Source organism: Pseudomonas sp. 22515 (assembly GCF_052044625.1).
Taxonomy (GTDB): Bacteria; Pseudomonadota; Gammaproteobacteria; order Pseudomonadales; family Pseudomonadaceae; genus Aquipseudomonas; species Aquipseudomonas alloputida.
The window spans coordinates 20,311-34,441 of the sequence record NZ_JBQENN010000010.1; the positions used below are offsets into that span (position 1 = coordinate 20,311).

Sequence of the window (14,131 nt, forward strand, 5' to 3'; positions counted from 1 at the left end):
TACAGGTTTTTGTATAAGTTAGCTGAAACCAGGAAATTCGCAATGGGGGGCTGGGAGATGTTCGCCGGTGGGTTTGTATTGCCGGTGAGATCGAGCGCCGCCAAACCTCCCATGGCCGACACCTTCCACTCAAGGCCGCATGAGCGGCTCGATCCCGATCCATTTCTTAACGGGGTGATAGCAGAGCTTCAGCGGCGGAATCTGCACCTTGCGGCCCTGCACATCCAGTGCCCCCAGATGAATCGTCCACTTGGAATCTGCCTCGAACTTGTCCGTCTGAAAGATCACGTAAGTCGAGCCATAGCGCTTGTTGTTGGTCATCCTGGGAATCATCCGGTGCACTTCATCGCTGTTGATGTCGTATGGCGATGGCCGGGCGGTCTTCTCATTCACCAACGGAAAGTCGTAGGTCTCGTTGAGGCCCAAGTACACCTCGGGCCGCGCATTCAGGCGCGAGCCGTCTTCAAAGGTGATGTAAGCCCGACGGCTGTCGTACAGCACCGGTATCGGCGGCTCGCCACGCTTGGCATCGGTCGACGGGCGTTGGCGGTCTTTGTTGTAGGCGATCATTTGCACAAAGAATTCCTGCCGCGAGTACTTCTCGCCCGGGTACTGCACGTACAGGCTTTGCTCATAGCGCTTTTCGCCCCATAGGGCGGCGTGGTCGTAGAGGTAGGTTTCCAGGTAGAGGGTGGTCTCCCCCTGCGGGCCTTGCACTTTGAACTGGAACTCGGATTCGCAAAGGTCCGCGTAGGCGGCGCGTTCGCGTTTCCAGGGGACGCAGGCGGTCAATGAAGCGGCTGCCAGCAGCAGCATGAGAGAGAGTGTGCGTTGCAGGTTATTCATGACCGGCCCTGGTCCAGATGCGAATGGATCAGTTTCGAGGGCTGGGTCGCGCAAGTCCATACTGACCCTTTGCCATTATCGCGATACAGACAACACACCTTGCAACCGCTCTGGAAGTGACCACAACGCCGCAACCGGATTTGCTAAGATCGCGGCCTTTCCGCTGGGTGAACTGCATGTTCACCCGAGCCATCTGCAGCCTGCTGGAAGACCCGATGAACAAACTGATCCTGCCTTTCGCCATCTTCGTTAGCGTCATCATCACAGGGAAGATCGCCGAGCATTACGGCCTGGAGGGCAGCTGGAAAGTCGGCCTACTGTGCCTCGTTGCAGCTGCCGTCCAGATCGCGGTTACCCGCTTTCAGCGCCACCAGCGGCAGAAAGCCGAGCTTTAAAGGGCACGGGGCCCCGCTAACGTCACTGGATGATGACGTTATGGGGACCTTTCTTTCACCCCATTTTCACAGTGGCTTGGGCAGGATGAAGCTATCCCTACGTGATAGTACTTAGCCCGCCTCGGCGGGCTTTCTTTTGCCCGCATGTTTCCTGTCGACGTTTTGGGGAACGGGAGCGGGTCGAAAAATCAGAAATTACCCCTTCCTTGTAGGCCATTTCCCAAAGATACTCCTCGCGCCTGATTTTCGTTGCACATGGAAATAGTCAGCCCTAGTCTCGGCCTGTCGCCACCCATTGGCGGCACGGTTTTGACAGACCGTGGTTCACTGAGAGCATGTGCAATGCCAGTTATGGCAGCTGTGCGTGGGGCACCTTCGTGTGCGCCGGGATTCTCAGTGCCCCCGGTCTGTCAACCCACAAACAGCTGCCACCCTTCCGTTTGACAGCGGTACTGCGGCAGCCCTGTAAGGCACTGAGAGGGTTTATGCTGAAAATAGTACCTGATCCACCCCACAACGTTCTTTCCTTGGAAGACACCCTGGTTCAGGCTACGGACTACGCGTTATGCGCGGCGACCGTCGTGCATCAGGCAATGCTGCTGCAGCCCAAGTCCCCCGCGTCGATTTTGATGATGACCTCGATGCATGAACTGGAGACCTTGAGAGCTTTGCTCGAGTCCGCAATAGCCCAAGTGCAGATGCCCAGTGAGCCTCGGACTATGCATTGACGTGTCGCTGATGTACTGCCTGGGCCGGCCTCTTCGCGGTACCCTCCCCGGCACTCCCTCAGCCTTGAAGACTGCCGTGCTCCCGTAGGAGCGGGTTCACCCGCGAATAGGCCCGTACAGGCTGAAGCAATCTTGGGGAAACTGAACAATGTCCACAGAAGAAACCAAATTCACCGTCGGCAAAACCACCTTCTACCAAGGTGAAAACCAGACCCATCCCCTCTTCCGCATCGAAGCCGGCATCCCTTGCCAAAGCGCCCGTGAACAGGCGTCCGAGCTGATGGGCTATGCACGGGACATGACCCTGGATGGATTGATGGAAGATAAACCTCAGTTGATCTGGGCTTCGCACTACCTTTGCGCGTTAGCCAAGGCACTGATGGATGATGCTGAACTGGGCATGATGCGCTGAATGACTCATCATCGACTGGGTGCCTTCAAGACCTATGCGACTCCCGGTTTTGAAGGCGACTCAGCGACCTACCCCCTGCCCCTTTCTTGCTAGACGTGATCCAAGACTCAGTTCCATCGATTGCGACATCAAAGCCGAACCCTCACGCAAAGGCTCCAGTGATTTGGCGTCAGAAGCGCTCATCACCGATAGCCGGCAAGATCAGCTCCCGTACGAACGAAGCCCCGGACAAGCGCAACAGCGCGTCGACCATAGTGACCACATCATGCACCGGTACCTGGCGCCGCTCGCCACGTGCTGCGGCTTGCGCCAATGGCGTGTTCAGGGAGTCGTCGGTATTGAGATAACCCAGTTGAAGCACAGTCACCGCCAGGTTGTCATTCCTGAAACTTTCGCGCAGCGCATCAGCCATGCCGTTGAGGGCGAACTTTGAGGCGCCGAACGCTACCTCCGGGCGCCCACTCTGGCGAAGAGCTGAGGTCGAACCGGTGAGGATCAACTGCGGCCGGGACGCACCAAGCAACTTGGGCACCAGGCGCTTGAGCAGAAGCAGCGTGGCCGTGATGTTCACCTCGACCAGCCTGGTGATCGATTCGTCGCTGTCGTCAAGGAAGGCATAGTGCTCGCTGAAGGCGTGTTCTTCCCAGATGCCAACGTTGTAGATCAGGACATCCAGATCGGCAGGTGCCCGATCCGCGATCTGTGCCACAGCCGCCGCTGGCTTGGCAAGGTCGGCATCGACCCAGTGCAGATCGATGTCCGGGGCAAGGGCCAAGTCTGACGGTTGTTTGCGTGATACGCCAATCAGCGTGTCCCCTGGCTTGCCGAGCCCTTCGAGCAAAGCCCGGCCCAACCCTCTGCCGGCGCCTACGATCATCATCTTCATCTGTTGCTCCTTTTAACTGAAATGCTCCAAGCTTCCCTGAGCCGTTCAACTCCACCGGACATTCAGTACGACGAAGTGCAGCAGGATCCAGACCATCAACAGCAGATGGGTCAGTTGCAACCCTTCCTGGCGGATCCAGTAGCCGAACCATATCCCGCCCAGCAGCATCGCGAACAGGAACCCAAGCGTTGCGCTCAAGGCCAGGTTCAACCAGGGCAGCGCCACCTCCAAACCGGCGCCAAGCAGCAGTTCATAGCAGCCAACCCAAGCCGCGAGAACGGCGGCTGCCTGTGTCAGCACGATGATCGACAAGGCCAAGCGATGGATGGCGTGAGAGGTCATCGCTCGCACCAGCAAAGGGAGGCTGATTCCGGGAGGTTGGGCCAGCGGCGCCATCGACATGGTCTCCCCGATCGCCCCGGCTGAGCTGGCAAAGGCCTGCAGGTTGTTGATCAGGCTGATACTCAGCCACAGGCTCAAGCCAATGCAGCAGGTGATCTGGAAAATCAGCAGTGAAGTCGGAGTGTCCATTCCGGGTCCTTTGTGAGTTCGTTTCCGAAAGCAGCGAGAGCGTCCGGACGCCACTCTAAAACCTTGACTTAACTCGAGGTCAATACCGGTTTTCCAATAAGGCAGCCAGGGGCGACAACCTCAACCGTTTGTTCAAGCCGCCTGTAAGTCTGAGAAGTTTGTCGAGGACTTGGGCGACCGACCGAGCCGCGCCGATCAACGCCACAGGTATGACCCACTGGAGGATCCGGGATAGAGCCAACCGGTTTGCTATGCTCTCTACTTCGGCTGGCCTGAAGGCGCCGAGCGTGTGCGGCATTGGCCAAGATGCTTGAGATTTTTCTATCCGCGTTTGTGAAAAAACGAACCAAGGAGTGGAGTAACAGACATGCCAGCTTGTCCCCTACCCGCTGATGAAGCACTTCGTCAGCGCACACTTGATGACATGGACTTGGTCGATACGCCAGCCGAGCATTATCTTGATACCTTGGTACGACTCACCCAAGAACTAGCCCAGGTGGAGACCGTTCTGATCAGCCTAATCGATCAGGATCGGCAGTGGTTCAAGGCTCGAATCGGCATCGAGGTAAGCGAGACGAAGCGCAATGTGTCCTTTTGCGGCTACGCGATTCTCGGTGAAGATACCTTGATGGTTTCCGACGCCAGGTGCGATTCACGCTTCGAGGACAATCCCCTCGTGCTGAACCCACCCTATATCCGGTTCTATGCGGGCCACCCGTTACGTGCCTCAAATGGCAAAGCCATTGGCACCCTGTGCATGTTCGATCCTCGGCCGCGGAAGCTCAGCGAGGCGCAACAGGCTAATTTTCGGGACTTAGCCACGCTCACCGAGGGTTATTTGCAACTGCGGAGCCTAGCGCAGGTCAATCGCGCTCTGCGTGTTGAAATGGATCGCGGGCAGCGCAGGGCTTTGCTTGATCCTTTGACACAACTATGGAACCGCGGGGCGTTGGCAGCATTTCAGAACCGAGAGCTTCGTTTGGCTGAGGAGCGAGGTTTACAGCTAGGTGCCGTATACGCAGACCTCGACCGTTTCAAATCCGTCAATGACGAGCATGGCCACGATGCCGGCGATAAAGTGCTCTGCGAGTGTGCCCGCCGACTGCGGGCTACGCTGCGGCCAGATGACCTGCTGGTACGCCAGGGAGGAGAGGAGTTTGTGGCCCTGCTACGGGTTAAAGATAGCCAAGAATTAACGCAGATTGCGGAGCGCTTGCGTCAGTCAATCGGCAGCACGCCGTTTTTGATGCCCGGCGGCCCCCGGAAGATGACCATGAGCATTGGATGCACCCTGCTCACCCAGGGTGAGCAGATTGATGATGCAATAAAGCGCGCTGACGGCGGTCTCTATGCGGCCAAACATGGGGGGCGTGACCAAGTTGTCTATGTGCCAGCGTTATCCTGAGGACGTTAAGACTCGGTAACATGGAGCGATACTCCCCTATACGAGAGCGCCTCATCTGGACAGGCGCTCGCCAAGCGAACGTTCGATGTTCGAAAGCCGCAATCGTGCGCTTCATGAAACGAATTGAGTTAGCGCCTTGAGCTTCGGCATTGAGGGGGCGCTGAAACTCAGCGGGTCCCGGCGAGCCACGAGATTCACTGATGCCGCTTCGGTGAGGGAGTGTTGATAAAGGCGGCAAACAAAGTTTCAGCGACGGACTCGCGTGGGCCGGTGCTGACAATTTTGAAGAGGAGGCAAGCGTAAAATCCTGAGCAGTCACGCAAAAGTCACGCACATGAAAAAGGCCACTCCTTTCGGAAATGGCCTAAGTCATTGAAATATATGGTCGGGACGGAGTGATTCGAACACTCGACCCCTTGCACCCCATGCGCTTATACAAAGTATTTCCATGGAATGCTGTAGGCCGTCATGGATAGCCTACAGGCTAGTAAATACAAGGCCTATAGCCTATAGTTTGATCTATTCAGGTCCACCAGCGTCCACCTTTAGCCAAGCGATTCGGTGGGGCAAAAGTGGGGCAAAATTCCAAGGTGATCGACCTTGGCTAGGGGTAGAGATTGGCGAAGATCACATTGAAGCAACTCGAAGCACTTACCCCCGCCGATGATGGCAAAACGCTCCGTGAAGAGGGTGGCCTGACCGCCAAAGTTCGTGCAGGTGTGCGCGGCGTTACAGCGCTTTTCCGCTATGAGTTCAAAATGGGCGGAGCCAAACGCGATCAGCGCCTGGGCAGCTGGCCCAAAAAATCGCTAGCGCAGATTCGTGCTGAGCGAGACGAAGTGAGAGCAAGCGTTGCTAAAGGTATAGAACCCGCAATTGCACGAAAGGCAGCTAAGCTCGAGGCTCGAGCTGCGGTCGCCGCAACCATTGCTGAAGCGGAACGTCAGGCTGCAGAAAACAAAACGGTCACCGACCTTTTTGAAGAGTGGATGCGCGACGGGGTATCTCGCCAGGACGACAACGCAGAACTGCGCCGCAGCTTTTCCAAAGACGTGCTACCAGCTATTGGCGATAAACCACTGCGAACCATCACTGAAAAAGACCTGCTCGCCCTCCTGCGCTCGATCAAAGCCCGCGGTCTAAACCGTACCGTCGTTATTCGCAGCAAAGACATAGGTCAGATGCTGAGATGGGCCGAGAAACGCAAGCCGTGGCGCACCTTGATGGTCGACGGTAATCCCGCCGACCTGATTGACGTCAATAAGCTACTTGATCATGACTATCAGGAGCAGCGCGATCGCCTTCTATCCACTGACGAAATCCAAGAGCTGCAACAAATTTTCACTCGCCTGGTGTGTGAGTATGATGCCTTGCCCGCTGGTAAGAAATACTCCGGTATCCGACCTGTGAATTCCCGCGTGCAATGCGCAGTTTGGATCTGTCTTAGCACGCTCTGTCGCATTGGAGAGCTCCTAAAATCCGAATGGCGACATGTCGATCTAGAGAACGGCACCTGGTTCATTCCAGCAGAAGCCACCAAAGGCCATAAAGGTAAACGGCAGGCTCACCATGTATTCCTATCATCTTTCGCGCTGAACCAATTCAAACGCCTTAGAGAAGAAACAGGCCACACCCCATTCTGCTTTCCCAGCAATGACGAACGCAGTCATGTGGATACCAAAACAGTCAGCAAGCTGATCGGAGACCGGCAATGCCGCTTCAAAAATCGCAGCAAGCCTCTATCTGGCCGACATCACGACGACTCACTGGTACTAAGCCAAGGTAACAAAGGCGAATGGACTCCGCATGATTTGCGTCGCACAGGAGCGACCATGATGCAGGAGCTCGGAGTGACACTAGAAATCATTGATCGTTGCCAGAATCACCTGCTGGGAGGCTCAAAGGTACGCCGGCATTATCTGCATTATGACTATGCCAAGGAGAAGAATGAGGCATGGAACATACTGGGCGACCGTCTTGAAACAATCCTTCGAACTCCAACGGCCGAAATTTAATCAGAAACTGATTGGAGTGGGAAACGAGACTCGTATCGGGCCTGCGAGCCGTTGAAAGCTAAGGGCTTTCAGCAATCCCTGAAGCAGGGATTGCCTTGATTCTGGACTTAATTTTCATAACTAGCAAGCTTACCGCCGGCCAGCTGCTTGCAACCATGGTCTGCGTAGAAAGGTGGCAAAAAAGATGGCGAAGCGTTGTGGAGAGTAAACTCATCAGTCTCCCTAGAGTCACATGGTAGCGCTACTCAAGCTGCGACCATCGGCTAATGTCGGATAGCCTGAGATGACGGCGGGCTCACTGCCACCACTGGCCGGTGCAGCCGCCATCACCGCTTGATAGCCTCAATTTTGCTCCCGATCTTTCAGGTGAGTTGTACAGAAATTTTCAGTCATCCAGCCTATCAAGCTCGCAAGAGCAGTAATTGAGGCCTTCAGCACTCGCAACGTAACGATCCGCTCTTGTAATTATCAATGGGCAACCAGTTTGCTTACTTGTTCGATCGTATGAACAACATGTCTTAAATCCTAAGTGCGACTGATTGTCGCCCTTGGACCTTCCTCAGACACTAGCGTTACTTACTTGCCTGAGGGGACAACAATGAATCTGACACCTACCCCACCCTTGAAGCCCAGTCACTGGATGGCGGCGACGCGCTTGCTCGAGGATGCAACCTCGCCGCTGCAGGGCAGTCATGAAGCCGATGTCGTCATCGTGGGCGGTGGCTTCGTAGGCCTGTGGACCGCCCTCACCCTTAAAGAGCTAGAGCCCGATGTACGGGTGACTGTGTTGGAACAACATGTCTGTGGCGGCGGCGCATCGGGACGCAACGGCGGGTTCGTGATGTCATGGTGGCCGAAGGTGGGTACGCTGCGCGGCTTCTGCAACGATACCCAGGCCCGCTTTTTGGGCGAGCAGGCGGAAGCGGCCATCAGTGAACTGGGGGCATTCTGCGAGCGCCACGGTATCGATGCGCACTTCCATCAAGGCGGTTGGCTCTGGACCGCCACCACACTCCAACACGTGGAAAGCTGGAACACCACATTGCAAGCTTGCCAGCGCTTGGGCGTGCAGCCTTTCGAACGCCTTGATGCCAAGGAGGTTGCCCGCCGAACTGGCTCGGCGGTGCATATTGCCGGCGTTCTCGAGCGCAGCAATGCCACGGTTCAGCCAGCATTGCTGGTGGAGGGCATGCGCAGTGTTGCCTTGGGCAAAGGCATCCGGATCCATGAGCATACGCCGGTAACCGCCATCGAGCCCGGAGATCCCGCTTGCGTTCGCTCCGCCCACGGTAGTGTTCACGCACGTAACGTCGTGCTCGCCGTCAACGCCTGGGGTGCAGCGCTGCCCGCACTGGCCAAACTCATCGTCCCGGTCAACAGCTCCATCGTGGCGACCCAGGCCATGCCTGATCGCCTGGATCGCCTGGGTTGGACGGGTGGCGAGTCGATTACCGACTCGCAACTGATGGTCGACTACTACCGAACCACCCGCGACGGGCGCATTGCATTCGGCAAAGGCACTGGCGCAATCAGCTTCGGCTCGAAGATCAATGAAGTCTTCAGTGTGGACAGCGCCAGCCTCTCCCTGACCGAAGCAGACTTGCGTCGCACCTACCCGATGCTCGACGACGTCAAGGTCGAAGCCTCATGGTCGGGGCCCATCGATCGCACCTACGACAGCCTGCCTGTGTTTGGTCGCCTGAATGGACACAGCAATATTCACTATGGCATTGGCTGGAGTGGCAACGGCGTCGGCCCGAGCCGTCTGGGAGGGCGAATCCTTGCCAGCCTGGCGCTTGGTCGCAAAGACGCGTGGAGCCAATGCCCGCTGGTTGAGCGCAACTGCCGCAGCTTCCCGCCAGAACCCTTCCGTTACCTCGGCGGCTCGTTGGTACGCAACGCCGTCCTGCGTAAAGAGCGTTCAGAACTGGCTGGGCGCAAGCCCTCGCCTGTCGACCGTTATCTGGCCAGCTTCGCGCCGGCCGGCCTTGAAGACAAAGCCTGAGGAGGCACGATGTCTGTCATTCGCATCACGCTGGAAAACAACGACCAGTTCGGTGAGCCAGTCACGCTGGGGAGCGCGACCGATCCAACCCCACAAGCTCGGATCGCGGCAAACTTGGAACTGAACGACGGCCGAGGCAGTACGGGAATATGGGAATGCACGCCGGGGCGTTTTCGACGCCAGGTGGCGCAGGCCGAATACAGCTACATCGTCAGTGGCGCTGGCAGCTTTACACCTGACGGGGCCGAGCCCGTGCACTTCAGCGCCGGCGATGCCCTGTACTTCGAGGCCAACAGCCAAGGTACCTGGGACATCCTTGAAACCGTTCGCAAGACCTATTTGATTCTCAACTGACGGAATTCCGAAGCACCTCCCACAGATAATACGAGGTACAAGAAGTGGGTATACAACAACAAGTGCCCGAGGCGACTGGGCTCAAGGCGCATGCCCTGAGCCGCATGGAGACCATCGGCATCATCATCGGCACCAATATCGGCGCCGGTGTACTGGGTATGGCATTTGCCGCTCGCAAGGTCGGTTACGGGCCGCTTTTGATCTGCCTGATCGCCACCTGCGTATTCTGCATCATCACTATGCTTTACGTCGCCGAAACCTGCCTGAGGACGCGCCAGAACCTGCAGTTGAGCGGCTTGTCCCGCAAGTACCTGGGGCCACTCGGTGGATGGCTGATCTTCATCGCCGTAGCCGCCAACAGCTATGGTGCCCTGATCGCCTACATCAGTGGCAGCGGCAACATCCTCGCGGACTTCTTTGGCCAGTATGGCCTGACGCCCCAGCAAGGCAGCCTGCTGTTCTTCGTCCCTGCTGCACTGGTCCTGTACCTGGGCCTCAAAGCGCTCGGCGTCGCGGAGAAACTGATCAGCGCTGGCATGGTGCTTATCGTCTGCCTGCTGATCGGCGCCACGGCGATTCACCCGGATTCACATTGGGTGCACCTATGGCAAAGCCAGTGGCAGTACGTTGTGCCCATCTTCAACCTTGCCGTGTTCGTGTTCGGCGCTCAGTTCCTGGTGCCCGAACTGGTACGGGGCAACCTGGAGACGCCCCAACGAATTCCGCGGCTGATCATTGGCGGCATGATACTCACACTGGTCCTGGTCGCCGCCATTCCAGCGTCGGTGATCGCCTTGGTGGGCCTGGACAACCTCAGCGAAGTGGCGACCCTGAGCTGGGGCAGGTCACTGGGCCAATGGGCGTACTATGTGGCCAACACCTTTGCCCTGCTGGCCATGCTCACTTCCTACTGGGGCTTGGGGGGTTGCCTGTTCACCAACATCTTCGACCAATTCCGCCTTGGCGACGAAGACAACCGGCGCAATCGCCTGATCGTCCTGGCGGTGGTGACCTTGCCACCGATCGCCTTTGCTTACTCCGGCTTCAGCGGTTTCGTGAATGCACTGTACTTCGCAGGCACGTTCGGTGGCGTACTGATGGGGATCATTCCCATCTTGCTACTCAACGCCGCCCGCAAGTCCGGAGACCAGCAGCCAGCGTTCACCTGCGGCTGGTATGCGCACCCGTTCCTGCAAGCGTTCATTGTCATGGTATTCCTGTCCAGTGGCGTGTACGCGATACTTTCAGCGCTCGGAATGCTCCCTTCCAGTTGGTAATGAACTAGCTGCATAAAGCCCCCGCTTACCACAGGTAATCGGGGGTTTTTTGTCTTTAGGCTGGGTCGTTACAGATGTTGTCCTGAATGTACTAGCCGATGGGGTTCGTGCTTGAAGATTCTAGCGTGAGCTCCACCATCGACACCCATTGCATCAGCACTCACAACAATGACAACTAACGGAGATCTGAAGCATGCTATTTGCCGCGATGTACTGTTTTGCCCTTTCGTATCCGGAGGTCTGATGAAGCGTACCGATCTGGATATGCTCGATGGCCAGGTGTTTGACGTCATCGTGATCGGCGCCGGCGCTGTCGGATGCGCAGCCGCAAGGCAACTCGCCGCTCGAAACTTCCGTACCTTGCTGGTCGACCGCGCAGACATTGGTGCCGGAACCTCCTCGCGGTCCAGCAGGATGCTCTACTCCGGCCTAGGCTACCTGGCTGCGAGATACCCACTGTGGCAGGTGCCCCTGCGCCCCTTCGACATGTGGCAGCGACTACGGTACACCCGCCAAGTCATGCAGTGTCGTGCTGAATTGGTCAAGGAAATGCCTGGCCACCTGACCAAACACCGTTTCCATTACCCATTCCGCAAGCAAGACAGATATCCTGCCTGGCTGGTGGACGCGGGGTTTCGCCTGGTTGAAGCGTTGGGCAGCTGGAAAGTGCCGCTCTCTTACAAGCGCCTGCCGGTTGAACGTGCAAAAGGCCAAAGCGCGATGGCCGCAGCACTTGGCGGGGCAGTACATGATGTGGGGATGTTCGAAGAGTACATGTACGCCTGGCCAGAGCGCATTTGCGTGGACACCGCGCTCGACGCCCAGTGGCGCGGCGCGACAATACGAACCTACACCCGTGTCACCGATCTGGTGAGAACGGATGATGCTTGGCACGTATCACTGCAAGAACAAGCCCCAGAATGCACGGGTACAGCCAAGGTCAGAGCACGGATGGTCGTCAACGCTGCAGGGCCTTGGGTCGATCGTGTGCCTGGCGCGGGAGGTGAAAGCAGCAAGCGCGTGCTTGGCATCAAGGGGGTGAATGTCATGGTCCGCCTGCCCCCGGCTTTCCGCGACCAAGGCCTTGAAGCATTTTCGAGCAAAGGCGAGCCCTTCTATGTTTTCCCTTGGCGCGATCACCACTTCATCGGCCCTACAGAGACCGAGTTCACCGAGGACCCTGACTTGGTTCGGGTCGAGGAAAAGGAGATCGACTACATCCTCAATGAAGCGAACCTCCTCTTCCCTTCATTGCAACTGGGTCGTACAGATGTTCTGCATACCTGGTGCGGGGTGCGACCGACATCGACGCTGGGCGGACAATCTACTTCGTTGCCGGTGCGACTGAGCAGTACGCCTGGCAAACCCGATCTGCTGACCTTGACCGGCTCAACCATCATGCTCCATCGCCATGCAGCACGCATGATCGCCAAAGCCGTGGAGTCACGGCTGGGTAAACGAGGCATTGCACCGCAGGGCATGATCAAGCACAACATGCTCGAAAGTAACAGCGTACGCGATGTCATTCTCCATGAGCATGTGGTGAGGCTGTCCGACCTGATTCGAAGACGCTTGCCACATGGGCTGGATGAGTCGATGGGACGTGACCAGGCAGAGGATTTGTCCAAGGTCATGGCTGAAGTATTGGGCTGGAGTGAGAGCAGACGGTTGGAAGAGTTGAGCTACTTTGAAGCAGACACGCAACGTATCTACGGAACGGTGTAATCATACCAACGTTCAAAGCAGGGGCGATTTCGCCCCTGCCGTTTGCTCAGCACCGGAAAGCACAATCAGACGGTGAGTCCACCCGTAGACGTTCGCTCCATACGCGACTCGGCTATTGTCTACGCGCTTTCAAGCGAGCGAGCGACCAACGCCCTCGCTCATCCATGAGCTTGGCGCTGGCATTGATGACTCCGCCTAGTAATACACCCAGACAGACGGTCAAGAGTATGGCGGGCCATCTTTCGACGCCGATGAAGAACACGCAGGCAACCGCACCGAACATCAGGGGAATATGCGATAACAAGCCTTTCGGTGTCAGCAGTAGATGCGCGCCACACAGGATGCTGGTTAGCAGCGCGACTGAAAGCGCAGTGGCATTCGCGGGTTCGATACCGGTCCGGGTAAGTTGTGCACCGGCATAAACGAATACACCGCCCCACGCGACGCCCACTGCAACACTGGTGAGGGCGTCAGGCAGTCTTTGGGCGCTAGCATTGCTGCTCAGGAATATAGGTAGGACGACGAAAGTGCAAGGTAGGGTACCGAGTGCCGCTAAGGGACTAATCAAATAGAGCAGGACATAAATACCCACCACCGCCCCTGTCCAAAGGCTTGCGTTAATCATGTGTCTTTTCGTCATGGCATTACTCTTATTTTTGTTGGAGACAGCACGTATCTTGAGTAGCGGTGCTTCGTAAAGAGCAACTAGCTGGCAGTAGCATTCCGATGATGCCTGCGCGGGACCTTACAAATTGCTGTGTAGGGGCTCCACCGCCCCTACACGATGTGCCATGAGCTAGGCACAGTCTGACTTAGACGGTGAGTCCGCCATCGATCAGAATCTCCGATCCAGTAATGAAGCTACTTGCGTCGGAAAGCAGGTAGATCATGGCATCAGCACACTCATCCGGTCGCCCCAGACGTCCCAGCGGGGTCTGTTTAGCCCACTGTTGGAGGAGCTCGCTCGGATTTTCCCGAACCATCTGCGTATCGAATGCCCCAGGATGAATCGAGTTCACGCGAATGCCGTACTTACCAAGATCACGCGCAGCAATTTTGCTCATGCCGCGCACAGCCCATTTAGCGGCACCGTAGGCGATGGTTTTTTCGAAACCTTTCATACCAAAGATAGAGGACAGATTCACAATGGAGCCCCCACCCGTTTCTTTCATAGCCAATGCGGCATACTTCATGCCGAGGAAGGTTCCAAGCTGGTTGACTCGATATACCTTATCAAATGCCTCGGTGGAGGTTTCCTCCAAAGGCGAGGGCCAGTAAATGCCAGCATTGTTGACAAGGCCATCCAGGCGCCCGAAAACTTTAACTGCATGCGTGATCGCTTGCTGCCATTGGGCTTCTTGCGTCACATCGAGCACGCAGTAGCTCGCCTTATCACCGAGTTCTTCGGTCAGTTGCTTCAGCGGTTCTTCCTGCAAATCAGTCACAACGACGGAAGCGCCACTGGCCACCAGGCGTCGTGCGAGCGCAGCGCCCAAGCCGCCGGCGCTACCGGTGATCAGTACAACTTTAGAGTTAATGGACATATTGATTT

At 56.9% G+C, this 14,131-nt stretch carries 14 protein-coding genes; 9 read left to right on the forward strand and 5 right to left on the reverse strand.

Annotated elements, in window-relative coordinates; genetic code table 11:
- Positions 1-129: 129 nt before the first annotated feature.
- Positions 130-846, reverse strand: a complete 717-nt coding sequence (locus ACTJJN_RS11345; RefSeq protein WP_440781277.1) for a hypothetical protein — start codon at positions 844-846, stop codon at positions 130-132.
- Positions 847-1,022: 176 nt separating this feature from the next.
- On the opposite strand from ACTJJN_RS11345, the gene ACTJJN_RS11350 reads away from it, so the two are divergent.
- The 3 genes from ACTJJN_RS11350 to ACTJJN_RS11360 all read left to right on the forward strand — a co-directional run bounded on the left by ACTJJN_RS11350 (position 1,023) and on the right by ACTJJN_RS11360 (position 2,381).
- Positions 1,023-1,241 (forward strand): hypothetical protein, encoded by a 219-nt coding sequence (locus tag ACTJJN_RS11350; RefSeq protein ID WP_014591528.1) that lies wholly within the window; start codon positions 1,023-1,025, stop codon positions 1,239-1,241.
- A gap of 485 nt (positions 1,242-1,726) precedes the next feature.
- The gene (locus ACTJJN_RS11355) at positions 1,727-1,969 is read left to right on the forward strand and encodes a hypothetical protein (RefSeq protein WP_012052871.1); all 243 of its coding nucleotides are present in this window, start codon (positions 1,727-1,729) and stop codon (positions 1,967-1,969) included.
- A gap of 148 nt (positions 1,970-2,117) precedes the next feature.
- A complete protein-coding gene (locus ACTJJN_RS11360) occupies positions 2,118-2,381 on the forward strand; it encodes a DUF3077 domain-containing protein (RefSeq protein WP_003250694.1) in 264 nt (87 codons plus the stop codon).
- Positions 2,382-2,550: 169 nt separating this feature from the next.
- Here the strand turns inward: ACTJJN_RS11360 and ACTJJN_RS11365 are convergent, their stop codons facing one another.
- Both ACTJJN_RS11365 and ACTJJN_RS11370 read right to left on the reverse strand, forming a co-directional pair.
- Positions 2,551-3,267 (reverse strand): SDR family NAD(P)-dependent oxidoreductase, encoded by a 717-nt coding sequence (locus ACTJJN_RS11365; protein ID WP_440781278.1) that lies wholly within the window; start codon positions 3,265-3,267, stop codon positions 2,551-2,553.
- A 45-nt stretch (positions 3,268-3,312) separates the two neighbouring features.
- Positions 3,313-3,798 carry a DUF2165 domain-containing protein gene (locus ACTJJN_RS11370; protein ID WP_179053152.1) on the reverse strand — a complete coding sequence of 162 codons (486 nt, stop codon included), beginning with the start codon at positions 3,796-3,798 and terminating at the stop codon, positions 3,313-3,315.
- A gap of 367 nt (positions 3,799-4,165) precedes the next feature.
- Here ACTJJN_RS11370 and ACTJJN_RS11375 point away from each other — a divergent pair, with 367 nt between their 5' ends.
- The 6 genes from ACTJJN_RS11375 (at position 4,166) to ACTJJN_RS11400 (ending at position 12,579) form a co-directional block, all read left to right on the forward strand.
- Complete coding sequence (locus ACTJJN_RS11375; RefSeq protein WP_440781279.1) at positions 4,166-5,203, forward strand: sensor domain-containing diguanylate cyclase; 1,038 nt, start codon at positions 4,166-4,168, stop codon at positions 5,201-5,203.
- 617 nt (positions 5,204-5,820) lie between these two features.
- Positions 5,821-7,218 carry a tyrosine-type recombinase/integrase gene (locus ACTJJN_RS11380; RefSeq protein ID WP_102689120.1) on the forward strand — a complete coding sequence of 466 codons (1,398 nt, stop codon included), beginning with the start codon at positions 5,821-5,823 and terminating at the stop codon, positions 7,216-7,218.
- 598 nt (positions 7,219-7,816) lie between these two features.
- Positions 7,817-9,223, forward strand: a complete 1,407-nt coding sequence (locus tag ACTJJN_RS11385) for an NAD(P)/FAD-dependent oxidoreductase (protein ID WP_102689121.1) — start codon at positions 7,817-7,819, stop codon at positions 9,221-9,223.
- 9 nt (positions 9,224-9,232) lie between these two features.
- Complete coding sequence (locus ACTJJN_RS11390; RefSeq protein ID WP_102689122.1) at positions 9,233-9,577, forward strand: cupin domain-containing protein; 345 nt, start codon at positions 9,233-9,235, stop codon at positions 9,575-9,577.
- A 104-nt stretch (positions 9,578-9,681) separates the two neighbouring features.
- On the forward strand, positions 9,682-10,854 hold the full coding sequence (locus ACTJJN_RS11395) for an aromatic amino acid transport family protein (RefSeq protein WP_219735990.1): 1,173 nt from the start codon (positions 9,682-9,684) through the stop codon (positions 10,852-10,854).
- Between the two features lie 243 nt (positions 10,855-11,097).
- Entirely contained in the window at positions 11,098-12,579 is a 1,482-nt protein-coding gene (locus tag ACTJJN_RS11400; protein WP_102689124.1) for an FAD-dependent oxidoreductase, read from the forward strand.
- A gap of 112 nt (positions 12,580-12,691) precedes the next feature.
- On the opposite strand, the gene ACTJJN_RS11405 is transcribed toward ACTJJN_RS11400, so the two are convergent.
- Both ACTJJN_RS11405 and ACTJJN_RS11410 read right to left on the reverse strand, forming a co-directional pair.
- Complete coding sequence (locus ACTJJN_RS11405) at positions 12,692-13,219, reverse strand: hypothetical protein (RefSeq protein ID WP_102689125.1); 528 nt, start codon at positions 13,217-13,219, stop codon at positions 12,692-12,694.
- 172 nt (positions 13,220-13,391) lie between these two features.
- Positions 13,392-14,123 carry an SDR family NAD(P)-dependent oxidoreductase gene (locus ACTJJN_RS11410; protein ID WP_102689126.1) on the reverse strand — a complete coding sequence of 244 codons (732 nt, stop codon included), beginning with the start codon at positions 14,121-14,123 and terminating at the stop codon, positions 13,392-13,394.
- Between the last annotated feature and the right edge of the window lie 8 nt (positions 14,124-14,131).

What these genes read in the sequence shown, in the direction of transcription:
- ACTJJN_RS11405 (WP_102689125.1), bottom strand. Translation starts at nt 13,219, where the DNA reads ATGACGAAAAGACACATGATTAACGCAAGCCTTTGGACAGGGGCGGTG.
- ACTJJN_RS11400 (WP_102689124.1), top strand. Translation starts at nt 11,098, where the DNA reads ATGAAGCGTACCGATCTGGATATGCTCGATGGCCAGGTGTTTGACGTC.
- ACTJJN_RS11410 (WP_102689126.1), bottom strand. Translation starts at nt 14,123, where the DNA reads ATGTCCATTAACTCTAAAGTTGTACTGATCACCGGTAGCGCCGGCGGC.
- ACTJJN_RS11375 (WP_440781279.1), top strand. Translation starts at nt 4,166, where the DNA reads ATGCCAGCTTGTCCCCTACCCGCTGATGAAGCACTTCGTCAGCGCACA.
- ACTJJN_RS11385 (WP_102689121.1), top strand. Translation starts at nt 7,817, where the DNA reads ATGAATCTGACACCTACCCCACCCTTGAAGCCCAGTCACTGGATGGCG.
- ACTJJN_RS11345 (WP_440781277.1), bottom strand. Translation starts at nt 846, where the DNA reads ATGAATAACCTGCAACGCACACTCTCTCTCATGCTGCTGCTGGCAGCC.
- ACTJJN_RS11360 (WP_003250694.1), top strand. Translation starts at nt 2,118, where the DNA reads ATGTCCACAGAAGAAACCAAATTCACCGTCGGCAAAACCACCTTCTAC.
- ACTJJN_RS11395 (WP_219735990.1), top strand. Translation starts at nt 9,682, where the DNA reads ATGGAGACCATCGGCATCATCATCGGCACCAATATCGGCGCCGGTGTA.
- ACTJJN_RS11390 (WP_102689122.1), top strand. Translation starts at nt 9,233, where the DNA reads ATGTCTGTCATTCGCATCACGCTGGAAAACAACGACCAGTTCGGTGAG.
- ACTJJN_RS11370 (WP_179053152.1), bottom strand. Translation starts at nt 3,798, where the DNA reads ATGGACACTCCGACTTCACTGCTGATTTTCCAGATCACCTGCTGCATT.
- ACTJJN_RS11350 (WP_014591528.1), top strand. Translation starts at nt 1,023, where the DNA reads ATGTTCACCCGAGCCATCTGCAGCCTGCTGGAAGACCCGATGAACAAA.
- ACTJJN_RS11355 (WP_012052871.1), top strand. Translation starts at nt 1,727, where the DNA reads ATGCTGAAAATAGTACCTGATCCACCCCACAACGTTCTTTCCTTGGAA.
- ACTJJN_RS11365 (WP_440781278.1), bottom strand. Translation starts at nt 3,267, where the DNA reads ATGAAGATGATGATCGTAGGCGCCGGCAGAGGGTTGGGCCGGGCTTTG.